At 65.8% G+C, this 22,338-nt stretch carries 19 protein-coding genes; 9 read left to right on the forward strand and 10 right to left on the reverse strand.

The window, feature by feature from the left end; all coding sequences use genetic code 11:
* Position 1 precedes the first annotated feature (1 nt).
* From AC06E7_RS16210 to AC06E7_RS16220, 3 genes are all read left to right on the forward strand, one after another.
* Positions 2–2,629 (forward strand): beta-mannosidase, encoded by a 2,628-nt coding sequence (locus AC06E7_RS16210; RefSeq protein WP_478065333.1) that lies wholly within the window; start codon positions 2–4, stop codon positions 2,627–2,629.
* A gap of 249 nt (positions 2,630–2,878) precedes the next feature.
* Complete coding sequence (locus tag AC06E7_RS16215; RefSeq protein WP_478065334.1) at positions 2,879–3,442, forward strand: hypothetical protein; 564 nt, start codon at positions 2,879–2,881, stop codon at positions 3,440–3,442.
* 30 nt (positions 3,443–3,472) lie between these two features.
* On the forward strand, positions 3,473–4,393 hold the full coding sequence (locus AC06E7_RS16220) for a hypothetical protein (protein WP_478065335.1): 921 nt from the start codon (positions 3,473–3,475) through the stop codon (positions 4,391–4,393).
* Between the two features lie 138 nt (positions 4,394–4,531).
* Here the strand turns inward: AC06E7_RS16220 and mtnC are convergent, their stop codons facing one another.
* The 5 genes from mtnC to AC06E7_RS16245 all read right to left on the reverse strand — a co-directional run bounded on the left by mtnC (position 4,532) and on the right by AC06E7_RS16245 (position 9,710).
* Positions 4,532–5,233, reverse strand: a complete 702-nt coding sequence (gene mtnC, locus AC06E7_RS16225) for an acireductone synthase (protein WP_478065336.1) — start codon at positions 5,231–5,233, stop codon at positions 4,532–4,534.
* A 3-nt stretch (positions 5,234–5,236) separates the two neighbouring features.
* Positions 5,237–5,794, reverse strand: a complete 558-nt coding sequence (locus AC06E7_RS16230) for a 1,2-dihydroxy-3-keto-5-methylthiopentene dioxygenase (RefSeq protein WP_093534507.1) — start codon at positions 5,792–5,794, stop codon at positions 5,237–5,239.
* Positions 5,795–5,885: 91 nt separating this feature from the next.
* Positions 5,886–6,524 carry a methylthioribulose 1-phosphate dehydratase gene (locus tag AC06E7_RS16235; protein WP_093534509.1) on the reverse strand — a complete coding sequence of 213 codons (639 nt, stop codon included), beginning with the start codon at positions 6,522–6,524 and terminating at the stop codon, positions 5,886–5,888.
* Positions 6,525–6,805: 281 nt separating this feature from the next.
* Entirely contained in the window at positions 6,806–8,230 is a 1,425-nt protein-coding gene (locus tag AC06E7_RS16240) for an amino acid permease (protein WP_478065337.1), read from the reverse strand.
* A 4-nt stretch (positions 8,231–8,234) separates the two neighbouring features.
* Positions 8,235–9,710, reverse strand: a complete 1,476-nt coding sequence (locus tag AC06E7_RS16245; RefSeq protein WP_184123760.1) for an amino acid permease — start codon at positions 9,708–9,710, stop codon at positions 8,235–8,237.
* Positions 9,711–9,918: 208 nt separating this feature from the next.
* Between AC06E7_RS16245 and AC06E7_RS16250 the strand changes: the two genes are divergently transcribed.
* Together AC06E7_RS16250 and AC06E7_RS16255 are read left to right on the forward strand one after the other, a co-directional pair.
* The gene (locus tag AC06E7_RS16250) at positions 9,919–10,503 is read left to right on the forward strand and encodes an NUDIX hydrolase (RefSeq protein WP_478065386.1); all 585 of its coding nucleotides are present in this window, start codon (positions 9,919–9,921) and stop codon (positions 10,501–10,503) included.
* 544 nt (positions 10,504–11,047) lie between these two features.
* Complete coding sequence (locus tag AC06E7_RS16255; protein ID WP_478065338.1) at positions 11,048–11,347, forward strand: SymE family type I addiction module toxin; 300 nt, start codon at positions 11,048–11,050, stop codon at positions 11,345–11,347.
* Between the two features lie 209 nt (positions 11,348–11,556).
* On the opposite strand, the gene serA is transcribed toward AC06E7_RS16255, so the two are convergent.
* Entirely contained in the window at positions 11,557–12,798 is a 1,242-nt protein-coding gene (serA, locus tag AC06E7_RS16260; RefSeq protein WP_478065339.1) for a phosphoglycerate dehydrogenase, read from the reverse strand.
* A gap of 174 nt (positions 12,799–12,972) precedes the next feature.
* Between serA and AC06E7_RS16265 the strand changes: the two genes are divergently transcribed.
* From AC06E7_RS16265 to AC06E7_RS16280, 4 genes are all read left to right on the forward strand, one after another.
* Positions 12,973–14,361, forward strand: a complete 1,389-nt coding sequence (locus AC06E7_RS16265; protein ID WP_478065340.1) for an FAD-binding oxidoreductase — start codon at positions 12,973–12,975, stop codon at positions 14,359–14,361.
* Positions 14,362–14,423: 62 nt separating this feature from the next.
* Complete coding sequence (locus AC06E7_RS16270; RefSeq protein WP_145477799.1) at positions 14,424–14,720, forward strand: DUF2388 domain-containing protein; 297 nt, start codon at positions 14,424–14,426, stop codon at positions 14,718–14,720.
* Complete coding sequence (locus AC06E7_RS16275) at positions 14,720–16,513, forward strand: DUF7844 domain-containing protein (RefSeq protein ID WP_478065341.1); 1,794 nt, start codon at positions 14,720–14,722, stop codon at positions 16,511–16,513. Before AC06E7_RS16270 ends, AC06E7_RS16275 begins: the two co-directional genes overlap by 1 nt.
* 138 nt (positions 16,514–16,651) lie before the next feature.
* A complete protein-coding gene (locus AC06E7_RS16280; protein ID WP_478065342.1) occupies positions 16,652–17,389 on the forward strand; it encodes an MliC family protein in 738 nt (245 codons plus the stop codon).
* A 14-nt stretch (positions 17,390–17,403) separates the two neighbouring features.
* Here AC06E7_RS16280 and yeiP read toward each other — a convergent pair whose 3' ends face one another.
* From yeiP to AC06E7_RS16300, 4 genes are all read right to left on the reverse strand, one after another.
* On the reverse strand, positions 17,404–17,970 hold the full coding sequence (yeiP, locus tag AC06E7_RS16285; protein ID WP_068851495.1) for an elongation factor P-like protein YeiP: 567 nt from the start codon (positions 17,968–17,970) through the stop codon (positions 17,404–17,406).
* A 38-nt stretch (positions 17,971–18,008) separates the two neighbouring features.
* Positions 18,009–18,779: an SDR family NAD(P)-dependent oxidoreductase gene (locus AC06E7_RS16290; protein ID WP_478065343.1), complete on the reverse strand. Its 771-nt coding sequence runs from the start codon at positions 18,777–18,779 to the stop codon at positions 18,009–18,011.
* A 79-nt stretch (positions 18,780–18,858) separates the two neighbouring features.
* On the reverse strand, positions 18,859–21,423 hold the full coding sequence (locus AC06E7_RS16295; protein ID WP_478065344.1) for a sensor domain-containing protein: 2,565 nt from the start codon (positions 21,421–21,423) through the stop codon (positions 18,859–18,861).
* Positions 21,420–22,313 carry a hydroxymethylglutaryl-CoA lyase gene (locus AC06E7_RS16300; RefSeq protein ID WP_478065345.1) on the reverse strand — a complete coding sequence of 298 codons (894 nt, stop codon included), beginning with the start codon at positions 22,311–22,313 and terminating at the stop codon, positions 21,420–21,422. Before AC06E7_RS16300 ends, AC06E7_RS16295 begins: the two co-directional genes overlap by 4 nt.
* Between the last annotated feature and the right edge of the window lie 25 nt (positions 22,314–22,338).

Raw genomic sequence — 22,338 nt, forward strand, 5'->3', positions numbered from 1 at the left:
CATGAAGCGTTGGGCGTGGAGCGTTGGATTGGTTCTGTTGCTTGCGCTTCATGCGCTCCCCGCGGGCGCGGCGCAGCTGCGTGCGCAGTGGTCGTTCCGGCTGCTGCCGGGCAACGCGCAGCTCAAGGCGCATCCGGAGGCGGGCCAATGGCGGCCCGCGTCGGTGCCGGGGTCGGTGCATACCGACCTGCTGGCCCACAAGCTCATTCCGGACCCGTACGCCGGTGCGCCCGAAGCCGGGCTGCAGTGGATCGGGCTGGCCGACTGGGAGTACCAGGCGCGTTTCGACGTGGACGCCGCCACCCTGGCCGACGCGCATGCCGAACTGGCATTTGAAGGCCTGGATACCTTTGCGGAAGTGAGCCTCAACGATCGGGCGCTGCTGCGCGCCGACAACAGCCACCGCATCTGGCGGGCGCGGGTGGATGGTCAACTGAAGGCGACCGGCAACGTATTGCGGATCGTGTTCCGTTCGCCGATCACCACGCTGCTGCCCGGCGTGCAGGCAATGCCGCACAAGATCGCCGGCAATTACCCCTCGCCGTATGGCGATGAGCCGCGCGATGCGATGGTCGGCAACTTCGTGCGCAAGCCCGGTTACCACTTCGGCTGGGATTGGGGCCCGCGTTACGTGACTGCCGGGATCTGGCGCCCGGTGCAGCTGGAGAGCTGGAACGCGCAGCGGATCACCGACGTGGCCGTGCAGACGCTGGCGCTGGATGCGCGCCGCGCGGATCTGACGGTGGCGGTGGAGTTGGACAGCGCGGCACCGCGCAACCTGCCGCTCAGTGTGTCGCTGCTTGATCCGGATGGGCAGGTGGCGGCGACGGTGCAGCAGACGGCGTCGCTGCGTGCAGGCCAGCAGGTGCTGTCGGTGCCGGTGACGCTGGACCGGCCGCGGCGCTGGTGGCCGGCAGGCCATGGCGAACAGGCGCGCTACACCGTGCGCGTGGTTGCCGACGCGGGAACCGCCGATGAGTCCGAATACCGCATGCGAACCGGGCTGCGCACGGTGGAGCTGCGCCGGGAGAACGACGCCAAAGGCGGGCAGGGCTTCGCCTTCGTCATCAACGGCGTGCCGATCTTCGCCAAGGGTGCCAACGTCATTCCGTTCGACATGTTCCCCGCGCGGGTCGATCCGGCGCGCATCCGCCGCGAGCTGACGGCCGCGCGCGACGCCAACATGAACATGCTGCGCAACTGGGGCGGTGGTTATTACGAGGACCAGGTGTTCTTCGACATCGCCGACGAACTGGGCCTGCTGGTATGGCAAGACTTCATGTTCGGCGGCGGCATGCAGCCGGGTTACGATCCGGCGTTCCGCGCCAACGTCGTGGCCGAGGCGCGCGACAACGTGCGTCGGCTGCGTGCGCATCCCAGCGTGGTGCTGTGGTGTGGCAACAACGAAGAGGAGACCGCGTGGAAGGACTGGGGCCATGGCCGCGACCTGAAGGCGGCCGATCCGGCGTTTGCCGGACGTGTCTGGCAGGGCTACGTCGACCTGTTCGGCAACGACCTGCGCAAGGTGGTGGCCGAGGAAGGATTGGGCGTGCCGTACTGGTCCAGCTCGCCGAGCAACGACCTCGATACCGTGGCCAACGACTCCACCCGCGGCGACAAGCACTATTGGCAGGTATGGGGCAATCCGGCGCTGCCGGTGCAGGCCTACCTGCGTGAGACCCCGCGTTTCATGTCCGAATACGGGCTGCAGGCGTGGCCGGTGCTGCGCACGCTGGATGGCATCATTCCCGCGGGCGAACGGAAGGTCGACAGCGCTACCGTAAAGGCCCACCAGAAATTCATGGCAGGCGAGGGCAACCAGCGTCTGCTCCAGTACGTCGAGCGGGAATTCGGCACGCCGCGCGACTTCGCTGATTTCGTTTACCTGAGCCAGGTGATGCAGGCCGAAGGCATTGAACTGGCCGCGTTGCATCATCGCGCCTCTCGCCCGTACACGATGGGTTCGCTGTACTGGCAGCTCAATGACGTGTGGCCGGGGGCGTCCTGGTCCAGCATCGATTACGCCGGGCGCTGGAAGGCCCTGCATTTCCATGCAAAGCGGTTCTTCGCCGACCATGCCGTGGCGGCATTGCGCGATGAGGGCGTTACCCGCGTGAGCCTGCTCAATGACCTGCAGAAGCCCCTGAAAGCGCAGTGGCGGTTGCGGGTGATGGATGTGGATGGCGGCCAGGTTTCAAAACAGCAGCACGCGGTGACGGTGCCTGCTCTGTCGTCGCTGGAGGTCGGGCGTTTCGGTGATGCCGAGCTGCTCGGCACGGCCGACCCCGCGCGCACGGTCGCGGTGGTGGAACTGCTGGATGGCACCCGGGTGTTGTCGCGCCAGGTGGTCTACTTCACGGCGGCCAAGGACATGCAGCTTCCGAAGGCGCAGATCGACAGCCACTGGACGCAGCACAGCGATGAGATCGTGCTGGAGCTGCGCTCGTCGCAGCTCGCGCGCGGCGTATGGGTCGAATTCGAGGGAATGGACGCCACCCTGGACGACAACGCCATCGACCTGGTCCCCGGCGAACCGGTGCGGATCAAGGTGAATGCCGGTGCCGGGCTCGAAACGCTGCGCAAGGCGCTGCGGATGCGCTCAGTTGCAGACGCGATGGCAAGTCGGTAACCGACGACTTTTTGCCGGATGGAATGACTGCACAGATGGGGATCGGTAGGGTCGGTTCCCAAACGACCGCACGCACCGCTGATCGGCGCTGGAAAGCATGACCTCCATCGGAGAGGTCTGCCGCTCTCAGACCATACGTCAAACACCCTACGACCTGTGTCGGCGACGGAACGCTGATGCAGCTGTTGCGACGTCGGAAACGGCTCTTGATTCGTGCATATGCGGGCGTAGAGTCCGCGGACAGAAGCCGTGAACATCGACTCCCAACTAGTGAGGTTGACTGTGAAAACTGTCCTTATGTCTTTACTGCTATCTGGATTCGTGGCAGGTTCCGCTCAAGCGGACACTACGGATGCTTCCGTGAACCCCGCGCAATTACAGGACGCTGAGAGCCGAGCGGCGTTGCAGCGTGAGATCTCCGGAAAGTTGGCCAGAATCAAGAGCGAGGCCGACCTCCACGCTTACTTGGCGTCCATGCGCGCGATGCAGACGCCGCTGGATCGACTGTCTCCAGGGGCAAAGAGACGTTTCATCGACAGCTTGGTGTTCACGCCCAACGGTCTCGGCAGTTTCACCTACGCAGATATCCGTAATGAGCTCACGTTGTCGGAAGCGTACCAACTGCTTGCGTTGTTTGGGCGGGAGGCAACGGCTGCGTCCATCCGCGGAATTCGGATTGAGTCCGATGAGGATCGAATGATCGCCAAGGTGTCCGATGGCCTCCGCAATACGGATTACATGGACTATTGGTGCCGCACCACGTCGACCTGTACGAGAAAGCTTGAAGACATTTGCGTTGCGCCTGGCTGCTAGCTCCGTGCACGGCACCATCGGAAGGAAGACGTGAAAGTTTACGTGTTGATGGCGTTCGGGCTTCTGATGTCATCCCCGGTTACGGCCGGGGACATGTCGAGCTGGGAAGCCACGTTCAATGAATACTATGGAAAGATGCGCAGGATTGACGGTTCAGACGCCACGTCTGCGGCCAGGGAGGCGGCGAAACTGTTTGACGCTTCCTACCTTGGGTTCTTGGAGAATCAGGGGCTGGAGAAAAGTCCCCCGGAGGCTCTTCACTTCTTCATTCGAGCCACTGCGGCACGGCATTTCTACACCCATGATGTCCGCGATGTTTCAGCCATGCATGCGGCAGTAGGGGCGCTGGCGTCCGCTGGCCAAGATACGCAGAGCGATTGGGATACCTTTTTCCGTTCGCTGATTCTGGCGCGGGATTTCGATCAGGCGGCGCTGGTACAAATGCGTTTCAACGACTGGCTTCCGGCGTTGCCTTCCATCGTCATCCCTGAAGAGCGAACTTCTGCCGAGAAGGCTCTGTGGCATGTCGATGTCACATCGAAGTCGCTTGTTCGTCAGTCGGTTGATGTCTCGCGAGGAATGCGGCTTGTGGTGATTTCCCATCCCGCATGCAGGTTCTCCAGGGCCGCAATGATTGCATTCGAGTCAGACCCTGAGTTGCGCGGTCTACCCGTCTTATGGGTCGTCCCGCCGGAGCGCGACCTGAATTTTGACCTGATGGGCAGCTGGAACTCGGATCATCCCACCGTGCCCGTGCGGCTTGTCGATAGAACCTCGCAATGGAATTTCAAGCATTGGTCGACGCCGACCTTCTACGTGCTGAAGGATGGGAAGGTTGTTGGCCAGGGGACAGGTTGGGCAATCGACGGCAGGAGTCGTGCTGAAGTTGTCGATCTCATCAGCCAAGCGCGAAGTGCGGAGTATGGGACTGCGGGTGAGCCGGGGCACTAACAGCCGAGGTTGATTCCGGAGTCAAATGTCGATCTTCGATACAGTGACAGCCGGCGTCATCGTGCAGCGAGCGCAGGCGGCCGCACCACTTGTGCATCCATGCGCGACGTCGTTCGGGAACCAACCTTCCTGACAGCGTTACTTCAGCGTGATCTGCTGGAAATTCTCGACGCGGTCGTGGCCATTGGCGGCGGCGCCGATACGCGGCATCGCATAATCCTCGCGTCGATCCAGCAACCGGGTCTGTAGGCCGGCTTCGCGCGCGGCATCCAGCTCTTCGACTACGTCCGACAGGAACAGGATCTCGCCGGACGAAACGCCAATGGCCTTGACGATGTTGCGGTAGCTGTCCGCCTCACGCTTGCCGCCGATCTCGGTGTCGAACCAGCCCGACACCAAGCTGGTCAGGTCGCCGGCCTCGCTGAAACCGAAGAACAGCTTCTGCGAGGGCACTGATCCGGAGGAGTACACATACAGCGGTTTGCCCTGCGCATGCCAGCCGCGCAGCGCAGCGGCCACTTCCGGGTAGAAGTGCGCCTTGTAGTCGCCATTGCGGTAGCCGGCTTCCCAGATCATGCCCTGCAGCGCCTTCAGCGCGGTGTGCTTGCGGTCCTGGTCGATCCAGCCCTGCAGCGTTTCCACGATGAGGCTGTCCTGGCAGGCTCCGCCGATCTCCACCGCCACCGCATCCAGCCAGCGACGCACCTCCGGCTGCTGGCCATGCGCGGCGACAAACGCCGGCAACGCCTTGCGCGCATACGGAAACAGCACGTTCTTCACGAACGAAATGCTGCTGGTGGTGCCTTCGATGTCGGTGAGGATGACAGTGGGGTGGGGCATGGATCAGGACGCCTTGGTCGGAACGTAACGGGGGAATTTCTGGGCGATGTCGGTGCCGGTGAAGTGCCCGACCCAGCCATCCGGCTCGGTGAAGAAGCGGATCGCCACGAAGCTGGGCTCATCGCCCATGTCGAACCAGTGCGTGGTGCCATCCGGCACCGCGATCAGGTCGTTCTTCACGCACTCGATCTCATAGACCTTGTCGTCCACGTGCAGTGTGAACAGCCCCGAGCCGGCCACGAAGAAACGGACCTCATCTTCCTTGTGGAAGTGCTCGTCCAGGAACTTCTTCCGCAGCTCGGCGCGGTTGGGGTTGTCCGGCGCGATCGAGGCCACGTCAACGCTCTTGAAGCCGTGCTGGGCCACCAGCCGGTCGATGTCGCTGCGGTAGGCAGCGAACACCTCGTCCTGGCTCGCGCCCGGCGAAACCTCATGGGCCGCCTGCCAGCGTTCGAAGGTCACCCCGATCTTCTCCAGCTCGGCGGCAATCAGCGCGCCGTCCTGGGTATCCAGCAGCGGGGATTGGGGTTCATCGTGATCGTAAATGCGCAGTCGGCTCATGGCGGCAGCTTGAACGGCGAGGGGGACCTCAAAGAGTATCAGCGGCCGGCCCTGAATGGGGGCGCGACCTGATGACGCTGGAGCATGTAGCTCAGGGTCCGCGCAGCTTGCGCAGCTCCAGCTCGCAATGCAGCAGGAACTCGAACGCCTCCATGTGGCGGCGTGCTTCGGCCATGTCCCGGCCCCAGGCGTACAGCCCATGCCCGTCGATCAGATAGCCCCACATGCAGCCCTCGTCGAGCTTCTGCTCGACCTTGGCGGCCAGCTCGTCCATGTCCTGGGTGTTGGCGAACACCGGCACGTCCACGGCGGTTTCATGGGTGCTGTTGCCGTGGAAGGCCTTCAGCAGCTCATACCCCTCCAACCGGATATGCCCATTGGCCGCATACAGCCGCGAGGCAATGGTCTGCACCGGCGAATGGGTATGCAGCACGCAGCCAATCTCCGGGAACCGGCGATACAGCTGCGTATGCAGCAGCGTCTCGGCAGACGGACGCAGCGGCCGGCCCACGGCCTTGCCGTCGAAGTCCACCACCATGATGTCGTCCTCGATCAGCCGGCCCTTGTCCTTGCCGGACACCGTGATCGCCGCATGCTGGTCATCCAGGCGGTGCGAGAAATTGCTGCTGGTCGCCGGCGTCCACCCGGCCTGGGCCAGTTCGCGGATGTTGTCGATCAGCACCTGGGCCAGTTCGCTCAGACGAGCCGTGTCGTAAGGGGTGTCGTTCATGGCGGGCATTTTAACGGCGTCTGGCGTTAAAAGCAGGTTCCCGGGCCGGTCAGGACGTCACGACCAACGGTCGTGACCTACCGCTTTGGCCCTTGGCGCCGTCACCCGTAGCCTGTCGAAGGGTGGGGCGGGTTGGGTTTGCGGGGGTGTGAGCCGCATGGATGCGGCGACCAAGCCCCCATGGACGGGTTTACGGCGTCCCCCGCAAACCCAACCCGACCCGCCCTGAACGACGCTAACGGCAGAGCCGACGCTCTGGCTCTGGCCGTTGCATCGGACGTTCAGCCGCGCAGGCGGCTGTGCTTGAAGCTGTAGCCGAAGTAGATGGCGAACCCGATCACGGTCCAGATCCCCATCAGCATCCAGTTGTGCATCGTCATCGCCGACAGCAGGGCCAGGCAGCTCAGCACGCCCAGGCTGCAGATCAGCCAGGCCGCCGGAATGCGGAACGGGCGCGGCAGGTCCGGCTGCGTTCGGCGCAGGATCAGCACGCCCGCGCAGACCGCCGCGAACGCGATCAGCGTCCCCATCGAGGTCAGCTCGCCCAGCACGTCCAGCGGGAACAGCGCCGCCAGCAGCGCAATGCCGATGCCCGTGATCACCGTATTGATGTGCGGCGTGCGGTACTTCGGGTGGATCGTCGTGAACACCTTCGGCAACAGACCGTCGTTGGCCATGATCATGAAGATGCGCGGCTGCGCGATCACCATCACCAGCACCACCGACGACAGCCCGATCAACGCACCGATCTCCACCACCACCCGCAACCAGCCCAGCGTCGGGTGCGCCGCCACCGCCGTCACCACCGGCTCGTCCGTGCCCAGCAGCGTGTACGGCACCAGCCCCGTCATCACCGCCGCCATCGCGATGTACAGGATCGTGCAGATCACCAGCGACAGCAGCATGCCGATCGGCATGTCGCGCTGCGGCCGGTGCGATTCCTGCGCCGCCACCGACACCGCCTCGAAGCCGATGTAGGCGAAGAACACCATCGCCGCACCGCGCAGCACGCCCTCGAACCCGAACTTGCCCGGGCCCTCATTGGCCGGAATGAACGGCGTCCAGTTGGCCGGGTCCACGTACTTCCAGCCGACCACGATCACCAGAATGATCAGGCCCGTCTTCAGCACCACCATCGCCATGTTCATCGCCGACGACTTGCTGATGCCCAGATAGCACAGCCACGTCAGCAGCAGCACCAGGATCGCCGCCGGCAGGTTCGCGATCGCCCCCGTGGGGCGCAGCTGCCCATCCAGCGGCGCACTGACCAGCGCCGATGGCAGGTAGATGTCGAAATGACTCAGCAGGCTCAGGAAGTAACCGGTCCAGCTGACCGCCACCGCCGACGCCGACACCCCGTATTCCAGCACCAGCATCCAGCCGATGAACCACGCCGCCAGCTCGCCGAAGGTCGCATAGGTATAGGTATAGGCGCTGCCGGAGACCGGCACCATCGACGCGAATTCCGCATACGCCATCGCGCAGAACGCGCAGCAGATCGCCGCCAGCACGAAGCTCAGCATGATCGCCGGACCCGCGTGGTTGGCCGCCGCCTGCCCGGTGATGACGAAAATGCCGCCGCCGATCACCGCGCCGATGCCCAGCGCGGTCAGGCCCCAGGGACCCAGGGTGCGCTTCAGGCTCAGCCCGTTCGCATCTTCATGGGCGGCGTGCGGGTGCTTGGTGGCCCACAGTTGCTTCAGCATGGGATCACGACACCTTGTTGAGCTTGCTGTGGCGGATGCCGTAGCCGAAGTAGATCAGCAGGCCCAGCACCGTCCAGCCCACGAACAGGTGCCAATGCACCACGAACGCCTGCCAGAACAGGAACAGGCACGACAGCGCGCCCACCGGGCAGATCACCCACACCAGCGGCACCCGGAACGGCCGGGTCAGTTCCGGGCGCGTGTAGCGCAGCACCAGCACGCCGATGCAGACCGTGGCGAAGGCCAGCAGGGTGCCCATCGAGACCAGCTCGCCCAGCACGTTCAGCGGCATCAGGCCCGCCAGCCCAGCAGCCAGCACGCCCACCACGATCGTGGCCCAGTAAGGCGTACGGAAGCGCGGGTGGACCTTGCCGAACAGCTTCGGAATCAGGCCATCACGCGAGATCGTGTAGGCGATGCGGGTCTGGCCCATCATCATCACCAGCACCACCGAGGACAGGCCGGCGATGGCGCCGATCTCCACGGCGGTCTTCAGCCAGGACAGGCTGGCATACGGCTCCAGCGCGGTCGCCACCGGCTTGTCGGTGCCCAGCAGGTGGTACGGCATCATGCCGGTCAGCACCGCGCACACGATGATGTAGACGATGGTGCAGACCGCCAGCGAGCCAAGCAGGCCGATCGGCATGTTGCGCTGTGGGTCCTTGGTTTCACCGGCCGCGGTGGAAACCGCATCGAAGCCGATATAGGCGAAGAACACGATGGTGGCCGCACGGAACACGCCGCTCCAGCCGAACTCGCCCGGCACGCCGGTGTTTTCCGGAATGAACGGGGTCCAGTTGGCCATGTCGATGTGCTGCGCGCCGAAGCCGATGAACAGGCAGATCACCGTGACCTTGATCGCCACGATGATTGCGTTGACGAACGCCGACTGGGTCACGCCCACGTACAGCAGGCCCGACACCGCCGCCACGATCAGCACCGCCGGCAGGTTGAACAGCTTGCCGGAGGAGATGAACTCCTGCCCGGTCCAGCTGATCGGCGCCGCGCTGAGCGCGTCCGGGAACGGCATGTGCAGCGTGGTCGTGATGAAGCTGATGAGGTACGCCGACCAGCCCACCGCGACCGAGGCCGAAGCGAACAGGTATTCCAGCACCAGGCACCAGCCGATGAACCAGGCCATGCCTTCGCCCAGGGTGGCGTAGGAGTAGGAGTAAGCGCTGCCCGAGACCGGCATCATCGCCGCGAACTCGGCGTAGCACAGGCCCGCCAGGGCGCAGGCGAAGCCGGCGATCACGAACGACAGCATCACCGCCGGGCCGGCGTGGTTGGCGGCCGCCTGGCCGGTCAGCACGAAGATACCCGCACCGATCACGGCGCCAATACCCAGCATGATGAGATGTTTCGCCGTGAGGGTCCTTTTCAGCGAGGCTTCGCCGTCCAGGCTGCCTTCAATCGGTTCGCCGGCATCGACGTGCCCGGCCGGCTCGACCGGTTTGACCCTCAACAGAGACTTCAGCATGCAGTGCTTCCCAGGTGGACGTTGGTGCGGGGCGGGCCCCGCGAAATCGAAAGGCAAGTGCGCGATACGTTGCCGCGCCCTTGAGTAGTGACCGGCCGCCCCAAAGGAACGGCCCGCTGTACCTTAGCCAAAGCTGAAGCCTGCGCACAAGCGCAAATGCAGCATGCCGGGCGATAATCTGCCAAATCCGCCTGATTGCCCGGTTGCCATGTCGTCAAACCCTGAATCCGTTGTAGCACTTGACGCCGCCCTGCGCGGCCAACTGGCCGATTACGCCCGCCGGCACCCCGAACACGCCGCCTTGGCTGACGAATTCAGCACATTGCTGGACGACCCGGAAAACCCTTTCCTGCGTGACCGGCTGGCCGGCCATTTCACCGGCAGCGCCTGGCTGGTCAGCGCCGATGGGGCGCGGGTGCTGCTGACCCATCACCGGAAGTTGAACCGCTGGCTGCAGTTGGGCGGGCACGCTGACGGCGTCCGCGACTTGGCCAAGGTGGCGCTGACCGAGGCCGAGGAGGAATCCGGCCTGACCGGGCTGGTGCTGGAGGACGGGGCGGTGCTGTTCGATATCGATAAGCACTGGATTCCGGAACGGCATGACGTGCCCGGCCACTGGCACTACGACGCCCGCTACGTGGTGCGGGCGGTGGGGAGTGAGGTTTTCGCGATCAGCGAGGAGTCGCTGGCGCTGGCCTGGCGCGACGTCGTCGACGTGGCCGATGCCGCGATCGAGACGCCGGACGGGGACGATTCGTTGCCGCGAATGGCCAAGCGCTGGCTCGCACGGTGACCCGGTAGGGTCGCATCCCGATCGACCGCCGACCGTGTTCGAGCGTCCGGTTGTGGCATGACCGTTGGCGGAAAAAACGCGTTTCGTTCGGAGGTGATGCCTTCGTCGCGCCGATCACCGTTATCGGCGGTCGATAGGGATGCGACCCTACCAATGAGTCGCCGAACGTGATCGACCAGCACGCAATGCACCGGTAGAGTCGCATCCCAATCGACTGCCGACGGTGTTTCAGCGTTCGGTTGCGGCATGACCGTTGGCGAAGAAATGCGCGTGCAACCGCACCGATTGCGTCATGCAGTAGACACAGCCTACTGAAACTCCAATATCCTTCGGAACAAGCAATTTCCCATCGCGTTCCATATCGCGCATGGTTTGCTCAGGAGCCTGAAATCTCCGTGAAACAGACGCAACGTGGAAGTTCTTCGTCGGGAGGGTGGTGAAATACAACACCCTCGCGGAAATACACCATGCCGACGTTTTGCACGGTTTCAGCCTCCCGACTCCCTCGCCATTCCGGCGAGGGAGACTTCCTCGGAGGTGGCAAATGCGTCGTACGAATTCTGCTTTACCCTCAAACGAACAACCCAAAACCGGCATCGGCCTGCACGCGCCGGAACATCTGCGGATCGGCTCGTTCAAGCATCCCGGTGGTCATCGGCTGCCCGACGGCGGGCGCATTCCGTGCGTGGTGCTGCGCGGCATGTGGCTGGACCGCTTTGAACTGCCCGTAGGCGGGCGCGTGATGGTGCAGGTGGAACCGAAGCGGATCACGCTGACGCTGGATGAAACGCCCATCCCGGTGCCGTACCGCTACCAGGACCACGTGCCCAAGCGCGCGCGATAAGTCCCCGCCCTGGTAGGGTCGCATCCCGATCGACCACCGGCCGTGTTTCCACGTTCGGTAGGGCATGACCATTTGGCGAAGAAGCGCGTTTCGTCCAGAGGTCATGCCGCCATCGCGCCGATCACCGTTATCGGCAGTCGATTGGGATGCGACCCTACCGCGGAGCGAAACGTGCGCGTTGATGCGCACGTCCGCGGCCGGCAGTGCGATCAATACAGAACGCGCGTCCGCAGCGTGCCCGGAATCGCCGCCAGCTCTTCGCGCACGGCCGCGGCCTGTGCTTCGCTGGCGGTGATGTCGATCACCACGTAGCCGACCTTCGGGTCGGTGCGCAGGAACTGGCCATCGATGTTGACATTGTGGCGCGAGAAGATCTCGTTGACCTTCGACAGCACGCCCGGCACGTTCTGGTGGATGTGCAGCAGGCGCAGGCTGTCTTCATGCTCGGGCAGGGTCACTTCGGGGAAGTTGACCGCCGACAGGGTGCTGCCGTTGTCGCTGTAACGCACCAGTTTGGCCGCCACTTCCACGCCGATGTTGTCCTGTGCTTCCAGGGTGCTGCCGCCCACGTGCGGGGTGAGGATGACGTTGTCGTGCGCGGTCAGCGGCGACACGAAGGCATCGCCGTTGCCCTTGGGTTCCACCGGGAACACGTCCAGCGCCGCGCCACCGATGTGGCCCGAGCGCAACGCCGCATCCAGCGCATCGATGTCGACCACGGTGCCGCGTGCGGCATTGATCAGGTGCGCGCCCGGGCGCATGCGGGCCAGCTGCGGCGCGCCGATCAGCCACTGGGTGGCCGGCGTTTCGGGCACGTGCACGGTGACGATATCGGCGCGGGCGAGCAGGTCGTCCAGGTCGATGGCAGCGCGGGCGTTGCCCAGCGACAGCTTGGTTTCGATGTCGTGGAAGATCACCTGCATGCCCATGGCTTCGGCCATCACGCCGACCTGGGTGCCGATATGGCCATAGCCGATGATGCCCAGGGTCTTGCCGCGCACTTCATGGCTGCCGGCGGCCGATTTGGACCAGCCGCCACGATGGCATTCGGCATTCTTCTGCGGAATGCCACGGGTGAGCATGATGGCTTCGGCGATCACCAGTTCGGCCACGCTGCGGGTGTTGGAATAGGGCGCATTGAACACCGGAATGCCGGCCAGCTCGGCTGCCTCCAGGTCCACCTGGTTGGTGCCGATGCAGAAGCAGCCCACCGCCATCAGGCGCTTGGCATGGGCCAGCACGTCGGCGCTGAGCTGGGTGCGCGAGCGGATGCCGACGATGTGCGCTTCGGCGATGCGCGCCTTCAGTTCGTCTTCGGGCAGCGCCTTGCTGTGCAGTTCGATCTGCGAATAGCCGGCCACACTGAACACGTCGATGGCCGTCTGGCTCACCCCCTCCAGCAACAGCACGCGGATATCCTGCTTCGGGAATGAGGTCTTCTTCGGCGACATGGGCAAGCGGCAGCATGTTGGGCGGGAGCTGCCCACTATGCCAGATCGGGGCAGGGATGGTGCGGTGCGCCATGGGGCCGGTTTGACGGTTTCAGATGCGACCAATTGTTGGCGAGGTCGCACGACCAACAGTCGTGCGCTACCCTTTGGGATTGCCTTGGCCTCTCTGTTCATATGACTGATCCGCGCCTTGATTTGCTGTTGCAGGACTGCCCCGGGCTGCGGCTCACCACCGAGCCGGCCGAGCTGGAGCATTACGGGCGCGATTGGACCCGGCGCTGGACGCCGGCACCGCTGGCCATTGCGCTGCCGGGCAGCGTGGACGAGGTGCAGGCCATCCTGCGCTGGGCCAGTGCCCAGGGCGTGGCGGTGGTGCCTTCCGGGGGCCGTACCGGCCTGAGCGGCGGCGCGGTCGCGGCCAACGGCGAGCTGGTGCTCAGCCTGGAGCGGATGAACAAGCCGCTGGACTTCGATGCCGTGGACCGCACGCTGACCGTGCAGGCCGGCATGGCGCTGGAAGCCGTCCACAACGCAGCGCTCGAACACGGCCTGATCTATCCGGTCGACTTCGCCGCACGCGGCTCCTGCTCGATCGGCGGCAATATCGCCACCAATGCCGGTGGCATCCGGGTGATCCGCTACGGCAACACCCGCGAGTGGATTGCCGGCCTGAAGGTGGTCACCGCCAACGGGGAGCTGCTCGAGCTGAACAAGGGCCTGATCAAGAATTCCAGCGGCTACGATTTCCGCCAGCTGCTGATCGCCTCCGAGGGCACGCTGGGCGTGATCGTGGAAGCTACGCTCAAGCTGACCGATCCGCCGCCGGCCAGCAATGTGATGCTGCTGGCGCTGCCGTCGTTCGAGGTGCTGATGCAGGTGTTTGCCGCGTTCCGTGAACGCATGCAGCTGCAGGCCTTCGAGTTCTTCACCGACCGGGCGCTGGAACACGTGCTGGCGCATGGCGCGCAGGCGCCGTTCGCCGAGGTGCATCCGTTCTACGTGGTGACCGAGTTCGCCGCTGGCGATGAGGTGCAGGAGGCTGCGGCGATGGCCGCGTTCGAGGCCTGCATGGAGCAGGGCTGGGTCAGCGACGGCGTGGTCAGCCAGAGCGATGCGCAGGCCGCCCAGCTGTGGCGCCTGCGCGAAGGGATCACCGAGGCGGTGGCGCGCTACAAGCCGTACAAGAACGATGTGTCGGTGCGGATTTCGGCCATGCCGGCGTTCATGGCGCGCACCCAGGCGCTGATCGGGCAGGCGTACCCGCACTTCGACGTGGTCTGGTTCGGCCATATCGGCGACGGCAACCTGCACATCAACGTGCTCAAGCCCGATGCCACCGACGACGCGGAGTTCCTGCAGCAGTGCGAGCACGTGACCAAGCTGCTGGCGCAGGTGCTGAAGGACTTCGATGGCAGCATTTCGGCCGAACATGGCATCGGCCTGGTCAAGAAGGGCTACCTGGACAGCACCCGCGGCGAGGCGGAAATCGCGCTGATGAAGGCGGTCAAACGTGCGTTTGATCCCCAAGGGTTGCTGAATCCGGGCAAGGTATTCGACCTGTAGCAGGCGACAGAATTTCACGCAGCCGATACGCTTTGCCTCTTCCTGTCCTCAACGAACCCAAGATGAAGCGATCGATCCTGCTGTTTGCCGTGCTCGCCCTGCCGCTTTCGGCATTCGCCTCCAGCTTCGCCGGCTCCTCGGCGGGTTCGGCGTCCGGTGCCTCCTCGGCCGGTTCGTCCAGCTCGGACGATGACAAGGTGGTGGTGGACGCCCGCGAAGACGCAGCGGCGTTCGTGGCCACCGACGGCGCCATCCGTGGCGCCCGCCTGGAAGCGGCGCTCGTGCACCTGCGCGAAACCGGTGCCGCCCAGCGCGACGCCAGCGACATGCAGCTGGCCCAGGCCCTGCTGGCCCGCTGATGCAACTGCGCCGCAGGGCCCTGCGCCGGTGCGCGGCGGTCCTGGCGGCGTTGCTGGTCGCCCCGGCCGCCCATGCCGCCCTGCAGCTTCAGCTGCAGGCGGACGGACTCGATCCTGGTCAGCGGGCGAACGCCGAGCAGGTGCTGCAGCAGGCGCCTGCGTTGCTGCCTGCGTCATGGCAGGCGCGCTTCGTCGCCCCGGTGACCCTGTCCTGGTCGGACCAGCTTCCCGACACGGTGCATGGCCGCACCCGCAGGAATGCGATCACCCTGCGGCGCAGCCTGCTGGACGAGGTACAACCCGGCCAACCACTGCCACGCGCGGTGCAGGCGGCGCTGATCCATGAATTGACCCACGTGCTGGACCGCGCCGTTGATGGCCGCTGGTCGTACAGCGCCCGCTGGCGTGACCTGGCCGGCTGGCAGCAGCACCCGTGGCGTTGGGGGCGTGGTGACAACGCGTTCACCGAACGCAGCCCCGACCCGTACGAGCGCCACAGCCCGGCCGAATACCTGGCGGTGAATGCCGAGCATTACCTGCTCGACACCGGGTTCGCGTGCCGTCGGCCGGCGCTGGCGGCGTGGTTTGCAGATCACCTTGGCCCCGGGCCGCAGGCCGCGTGCGACCCGCGCGTGGCGCTGGTGCAGGCCGGTGATGTCACCGGCGAAGCCTCGTTGCTGGAGCTGGATCCGCAGCGGGTATATGCGGTGGACTACCTGCTGGCCGAGGGCAACGACCAGCTGATGAGCCGCTGGGGCCACAGCATGCTGCGGCTGGTGATCTGCGCGCCGGGGCGTCCGCGCGGCCCGGCGTGCCGGCTGGATCTGGCCCATCACCGGGTACTGTCGTTCCGCGCGTTCGTCGGCGATGTGCAGATTTCCAGCTGGCGCGGGCTGACCGGCGCGTATCCGTCGCGGCTGTTCGTGCTGCCGCTCAACCAGGTGATCAACGAGTACACCCAGCTGGAGCTGCGCGGGCTGAAGTCGGTGCCGCTGGCGCTTGATGAAAGCGACATCGCGGGTCTGCTGGAACGCGTAGGGCAGGTGCACTGGAGCTATGACGGGCGGTATCGTTTTGTCAGCAACAACTGCGCGGTGGAAACCGGCAAGCTGCTGCAGGAAGGCGTGCCACGCTGGGCCGATCCCGGCCTGAACCGGCTCAGCCCCGGTGGCCTGCTGCGTCGGCTGGAGCGGCAGGGTCGTGCGGATGGCGCGGTGTTGGAGGACAGGCGCGAAGCGATGCGCATGGGCTACTACTTCCCGTCGGCGCAGGCGCATTACCAGCAGTTGTTTGATGTGGCGCGTTCGGAACTGGCATTGCCGACGGCGAAAGTGACCGCGTGGTTGGCATTGCCGGCGGCGCAGCGTGCGCACTGGGCGGACCGCGGCGGATTGCGTGCCACTTCGGCATTGTTGTTGCTGGAGCAGGCGGCGCGGTACCGCGAAGAACTGCGTGCGCGCGATGGGTTGAAGCGGGCGCTGGGCGGTTCGGATGCGGGCGATGATGCAGCGCATGCGGCGTTGCTCGCGCTGCTGGACGATGCCGGGCAGCTGGTGAATCCGGCCGGGTTGGTGGGCGGTGACGGCTATGGCTTGCCGAGCACGGAGGAGCGCATCATTGCGGCCGAGGCTGCAAAACAGATCAGCGCACGCGGCGTTCCGGCATGGACGGCGTTGCAGGCGCAGATGCGCGCGCGATTGCCTGCGGCGCAGCAGCAGGAACTGGCCACGATCGACGACACGCTGGCCCGGCTGGGAAGCCGTATGCGCCAGCTGGCACGCGAAGGGGTGTAGGGACACGCCGCGCGTGTCTGCGCGGTGCCCGGCGAAGAGCAGACACGCATGGCGTGTCCCTACGCGGCGTTTCACCTTCGCTCACACGTGCAGGGCTACGATCCCCGGTTGAACCAGAACATCGGCAAGGAGTCGAACATGCGCGCATCTCCCCTTATTCTCAGCCTGGCCATCGCCACCGGCATGGCCGCGTGCCAGCCCGCGCAGCAGGCCGACAGCGCGGCACCCGATCCCGTTGCGGCCGGGAATGAAACCCCGCCGCCGGCGGCCGCGCCGACGTCCGACGAACGCGTCTATGCCTTCCAGTGCGGCGATCTGCCGGTGCAGGCCACCTATCGCGGCCAGGATTCGGCCACGGTGGTCGTCGGCGGGCGTACGTTCGTGATGGCCTCGGACACTGCCGCCTCCGGCGCGAAGTTCAGCGACGGGCAGGGCAACGCGTTCTGGACCAAGGGCACCACCGAAGGCACGCTGACCCTCAAGGGCGAGCCGGACCGCAGCTGCACCGGATCGGGCAAGGAAGGCGAGATCGCTGCCGCCGCCGCGAGCGCAGCAGCGCCGCCCGGGTTCCGTGCCACCGGCAACGAGCCGGGCTGGCTGGCCCAGGTGAGCGCAGGCGAAAAACCGGTGCTGCGCGTGGAGACCGGTTACGGCGAGCAGAAGTTTGAAGTGGTCGCGCCGACCCAGGGCAAGGATGGCTGGTCGGGCAAGGCCGCCGATGGCACCGACATCAAGGTCAGCTTCCAGCGCACGGTCTGCCATGACGACATGAGCGGGCAGGCATTCGGCGCTACCGTGATGCTCACGGTGGGCGCACGCCAGTACCACGGCTGTGGCGATTTCGCAGGGGCGCCGGCCTTGGCCGAGCGCCCCTGATTCAGCGCGCTACCTTAGTCCGCGCGGCCGGCGAATTCACCGGTCGCGGTATTGACCAGCACGCGCTCGCCGTTGGAGATGTACTCCGGCACCATGATTTCAATGCCGGTGTTGAGCTTGGCCGGCTTCGGGCGCTTGGTGGCGGTGCCGCCCTTCAGTTCCGGCGGGGTCTCGACCACTTCCAGTACCACGCTGCTCGGCAGCTGCACGGCCACCGGCTGGTCATCGATGACCTGCACGTAGATGCCGGTCAGGCCATCGGTGATGTACCCGGCGTCATCGCCGATGACATCGGCATCGAGGGTGTAGGGGGTGTAATCCTCATCGTCCATGAACACGAACGCATCGCCGTCCTTGTACGAATAGGTGGACTGGCGGCGCAGCAGTTCGACTTCCGGCAGGTTGTCGTCGGCATCGAAGCTGGCGTCCAGCTTGTTGCCACCCGGCACGCTGTACATGATGAAACGGAAGCGGACGTTGCCGCCGCGACCCTGCGGGGAGCTGCGCTCGATGTCGCGGATCTGGTACACGCCGTTGTTGTATTCGACGACGTTGCCTTTCTTGATGTCGTTGGCTTTCATGTAATGAAGGTCGGTTCGTGGGAGGTAGTGGTGCTTGCTTACTTGGGTGCCAGGCGCACCGCACCGTCGAGGCGGATGGTCTCGCCATTGAGGTAGGTGTTGGTCAGGATGTGGCCGACCAGGCCGGCGAAATCTTCCGGCTTGCCCAGGCGAGGCGGGAACGGGATGGAGGCGGAAAGCGATTCCTGCACGGCCGGCGGCATGCCATCGACCATCGGGGTCCAGAAAATGCCCGGGGCGATGGTCATCACGCGGATGCCGAAGCGCGACAACTCGCGCGCCATCGGCAGGGTCATGCCGACCACGCCACCCTTCGAGGCGGCATAGGCGGCCTGGCCGATCTGGCCTTCGTAGGCGGCCACGCTGGCGGTGTTGATGATCACGCCGCGCTCGCCATCGTCGCCGGCGGCGTTGTGCTGCATGCGGTTGGCCGCGGCCTTGGCCACGTTGAAGCTGCCCACCAGGTTGACCATGACGGTGTTCTGGAAGGTGGCCAGCGGCATCGGCGCTTCCTTGCCGAGCACGCGGCCCGCGCCGAGGATGCCGGCGCAGCTGACCACGGCGTTCAGGCCGCCCAGGAAGTCGTGCGCGGCGTCGATCTGCGCGGCCACGGCGGCTTCGTCGCTGACATTGGTGCTGAAGTAGCGGGCGTTGGCAGCGCCCAGCTCGGCCACGGCGGCGGCGCCCTTGTCGTCATTGAGGTCGAACAGGGCCACCTTGGCGCCCTGGGCGACGAGGTGCTGGGCCACCGAAAGGCCGAGGCCGGAAACACCGCCGGTGACGACGGCGCGGACGGAAGACAGCTGCATTGCACGATCCCGCAGGTTCAAGAGCCGCCGATTCTAGCGGATGCCGGCCCGTTCGCCGTTGTGCAGCGCAGACGGGCGCTCAGCGGCGCGGCGGCAGGCGGCGGGCGAACTCGTCCGGGGACAGTCCGGGCGCGAACAGGAAGCCCTGGCCGACGGTGACCCCCATGCCGTGCAGGAAGCGGCGCTGCTCCTCCGATTCGATGCCTTCGGCGACCAGCCCCAGTCCCAGGCTGCGGGCGATGCCGCAAACGGCCTCGCAGACCGCCACGTCCGAGCGGTTGCCGGGCACGCCCTCGACGAACATCTGGCTGAGCTTGAGCCCGTGGATGGGCAACCGCCGCAGGTAATTGAGCGCGCTGTAGCCTTCGCCGAAATCGTCGATGGTCAGCAGCACCCCCATCTCGCGCAGCCGCGCAAAGGTCTGCAGGGTATCGGGCGCGTCCTCGATCAATACCCGCTCGGTGAATTCCAGCTCCAGCGCGCTGCCGGGCAGGCCGTACTGGTCCAGCGCCTGGCGCACGTTGCGGGCCAGGTCTTCGCCGACGAACTGGCGGTAGGACACGTTCACCGCCACCCGCACGATGCCCAGGCCATCGTCCTGCCACTGGCGTACCTGGCGGCAGGCCTCGTTGAGCACCCACAGCCCGATCCGCACGATGTCACCGGTGCTTTCGGCGTGGCCGATGAAGATGTCCGGGCGCAGTTCCCCCAGCTGCGAGTTGCGCCAGCGGATCAGTGCTTCGGCGGCCACCAGCTGGCCGGTATGCAGGTTCACCTGCGGCTGGTAGACCAGGTGGAACTCGTCGTCGTCCAGCGCGCGGTGCAGGCGGCTTTCGATCTGCAGCCGGTCGTGCTGGCGCTGCGCCAGCTCCGGGGAAAACACCTGCCAGCCGTTGCGGGTGCGCCGCTTGCAGTCATACATGGCGATGTCCGCGTTCTGGATCAGCTGCTGCGGGCGCAGCCCGTCCTGCGGCGCGCGGGCGATGCCGATGCTGGTGGTGACCGAGAACTCGTCGCTGCCGAACCGGAACGGGGTGGAGAAGGCGCGGGTGATCGCCTCGGCCAGGCGCTCGGGCTGGTCGGGCTGGTCGCGGGTATCGCACACCACCAGGAATTCGTCGCCGCCAAACCGTGCCACCAGCCCCTCGGTGCCGATCGCGGTGGAAATGCGCCGGCTGGCATCGATCAGCAGTTCATCACCGGCGTTGTGGCCGAGCAGGTCGTTGACGGTCTTGAAGCGGTCCAGGTCGATGTACAGCACGCCCACCTTGCAGTGGGTGGGGCTGCCCATGCGGGTGGCCAGGTCGGTGAGCACCGCATCGCGGTTCATGATGCCGGTGAGCGGGTCGGTCCGGGCCTGGATGCGCAGGGTTTCCTCGGCATGCTTGCGCGAGGTGATGTCCTGCACGGTGCCGGCGATGCGCGCGGCGTTGACGTCGCCGGCCTCGGCCTCGCCGATCATGCGCACCCAGAACGAATGCCCGTCGCTGCGCTGCCCCTGCAGCTCCAGCTCGAACGGCACCTGCCGGTCGATCACGTCCAGCAGCGCCTGCTGCAGCTGCGCGCGGTCGTCCAGGCGCAGGCAGTCCATCAGGTGCGCCATGTCCTGCAGCGGCAGCTCCTGGCCAAGAATGCGCGCGGCTTCATCGGTGAGGTACAGGCGCTGCAGGCCGCGGTCCCATTCCCAGCCGCCAATGTGCGCCAGCGACTGCGCGCGGTCGAACAGGGTGTTGTTGCGCTTGAGTTCGGTGATGTCGCTGAACAGCGCGAACACGTGGTCGGGAATGTCGCGGCCGTTGCCGTACACCGGCACATTGGTGGTGGAAATCCAGATCATGCGGCCGCGCGGCCGGTGGTAGAGGCCCACGATGGTGCTGCGGATGATGCGCCCGCGATTCAGGGATTCGCTGGCCGGCCACTGCTCGCGGGTGAGCGGGTGGCCGTGTTCGTCCACGCTGATCCAGTCGTCCGGGGCCAGCATCGCCTGCAGGCTGCCGCCGTTGCCCTGCGTGCCGAGGATGCGGTGCGCGGCCGGGTTGGCTGAAACCACGTGCAGGTTACGGTCGAACAGGATCACCCCCTTGTCGATGGATTCCATCAGCAGCCGGTAGCGCGATTCGGCCTGCCAGCGGCTGCTCAGGTCGCGCGCCACCGCCACGATGCAGTGCTCGCCCTGGTGCTCGAAGCCGGCAGAGTGCACTTCGACCGGGAAGCGGCTGCCGTCGCCGCGCATGTTGGTGACTTCGATGACGTAGGTTTCGCCCCGGCGCAACGCTTCCCAGACCGGATCAAGGTGATCGCTGGGCAGGTCCGGATTCAGCAGTTCGATCGGCTGGCCGATGATGTCTTCGCGGGTCCGGCCATAGGCGCGGATGCCGGCCTTGTTGAGATCCAGCACCACGCCGGATTCGCTGAGGATGCTGACCGGATCAGGTACCGCATCAAACAGTGCCGCGTAGCGGCGCAGCGCCAGCTGGCGTTCGTCCATCGCTTCCTGCAGCGCCTGCTGCACATCGCGCAGCAGGGCATGCAGATCGTCGCCGGGCGGGCGCGCCAGCGCCTCTTCCAGGGCCGCCAGCGCGTCGACGTGCCCGGTGAGGTGATCACCGACCGCTGCATCCGTGCGCGGGCGGCGTCGGCTCATGTCGCGGCCAGGGCCCTGCCGGCCTTGCTGCCGGTTTCGCGGCCGAGCCGCGCGGCCAGCCAGCGGCCGGTGGCGGCCAGCGCCGGCAGATCGATGCCGGTGCGCATGCCGATGCCATGCAGCAGGTACACGACGTCTTCGCTGGCCACGTTGCCGCTGGCACCCTTGGCATAGGGGCAGCCGCCGGCACCGGACACGGCCGAATCGACCACGCGCACGCCTTCCTCCAGGCATGCATCAATGTTGGCCAGCGCCTGGCCGTAGGTATCGTGGAAATGCACGGCCAGGGCTGGCATCGGCACTTCGCTGGCCACCGCGCGCAGCATGGCGCGGGCCTTGCGCGGCGTGCCGACGCCGATGGTGTCGCCCAGCGAGATTTCGTAACAGCCCATCTCGTGCAGCGCGCGTGCGACGCGCACCACTTCGCTGACGGCGACCTCGCCCTGGTAAGGGCAGCCGAGCACGGTGGACACGTAGCCGCGCACTTTCACCCCGTCGACGCGGGCGCGTTCGAGGATCGGTGCGAAGCGCGCCAGCGATTCGTCGATGCCGGCATTGGTGTTGGTACGGTTGAACGTTTCAGAGGCGGCGGTGAACACCGCCACTTCCTCCACGCCCACCGCGCGGGCCCGGTCGTAGCCCTGCTCGTTGGGCACCAGCACCGGGTAAGCAATACCCGGGCGGCGTTCGATGCCGGCATAGACCTCGGCCGCATCGGCCAGCTGCGGTACCCAGCGCGGGCTGACGAAACTGGTGGCTTCGATGGTGCGCAGGCCGGTCAGCGAGAGCTGGCGGATCAGCTCGATCTTGTCGGCGGTGGCCACCGGCTGGGCTTCGTTCTGCAGTCCGTCGCGCGGACCGACTTCGACGATGCGTACGAGATCATCCATGCCGATGCTCCCCATGGGAGGGAAG

It is taken from the genome of Stenotrophomonas sp. Steno-Z4 (assembly GCF_056393145.1).

Coding starts and splice junctions, on each gene's coding strand:
- AC06E7_RS16210 (WP_478065333.1), top strand. CDS start 2: ATGAAGCGTTGGGCGTGGAGCGTTGGATTGGTTCTGTTGCTTGCGCTT.
- mtnC (WP_478065336.1), bottom strand. CDS start 5,233: ATGCCCCACCCCACTGTCATCCTCACCGACATCGAAGGCACCACCAGC.
- AC06E7_RS16230 (WP_093534507.1), bottom strand. CDS start 5,794: ATGAGCCGACTGCGCATTTACGATCACGATGAACCCCAATCCCCGCTG.
- AC06E7_RS16235 (WP_093534509.1), bottom strand. CDS start 6,524: ATGAACGACACCCCTTACGACACGGCTCGTCTGAGCGAACTGGCCCAG.
- AC06E7_RS16240 (WP_478065337.1), bottom strand. CDS start 8,230: ATGCTGAAGCAACTGTGGGCCACCAAGCACCCGCACGCCGCCCATGAA.
- AC06E7_RS16245 (WP_184123760.1), bottom strand. CDS start 9,710: ATGCTGAAGTCTCTGTTGAGGGTCAAACCGGTCGAGCCGGCCGGGCAC.
- AC06E7_RS16250 (WP_478065386.1), top strand. CDS start 9,919: ATGTCGTCAAACCCTGAATCCGTTGTAGCACTTGACGCCGCCCTGCGC.
- AC06E7_RS16255 (WP_478065338.1), top strand. CDS start 11,048: ATGCGTCGTACGAATTCTGCTTTACCCTCAAACGAACAACCCAAAACC.
- serA (WP_478065339.1), bottom strand. CDS start 12,798: ATGTCGCCGAAGAAGACCTCATTCCCGAAGCAGGATATCCGCGTGCTG.
- AC06E7_RS16265 (WP_478065340.1), top strand. CDS start 12,973: ATGACTGATCCGCGCCTTGATTTGCTGTTGCAGGACTGCCCCGGGCTG.
- AC06E7_RS16270 (WP_145477799.1), top strand. CDS start 14,424: ATGAAGCGATCGATCCTGCTGTTTGCCGTGCTCGCCCTGCCGCTTTCG.
- AC06E7_RS16275 (WP_478065341.1), top strand. CDS start 14,720: ATGCAACTGCGCCGCAGGGCCCTGCGCCGGTGCGCGGCGGTCCTGGCG.
- AC06E7_RS16280 (WP_478065342.1), top strand. CDS start 16,652: ATGCGCGCATCTCCCCTTATTCTCAGCCTGGCCATCGCCACCGGCATG.
- yeiP (WP_068851495.1), bottom strand. CDS start 17,970: ATGAAAGCCAACGACATCAAGAAAGGCAACGTCGTCGAATACAACAAC.
- AC06E7_RS16290 (WP_478065343.1), bottom strand. CDS start 18,779: ATGCAGCTGTCTTCCGTCCGCGCCGTCGTCACCGGCGGTGTTTCCGGC.
- AC06E7_RS16295 (WP_478065344.1), bottom strand. CDS start 21,423: ATGAGCCGACGCCGCCCGCGCACGGATGCAGCGGTCGGTGATCACCTC.
- AC06E7_RS16300 (WP_478065345.1), bottom strand. CDS start 22,313: ATGGATGATCTCGTACGCATCGTCGAAGTCGGTCCGCGCGACGGACTG.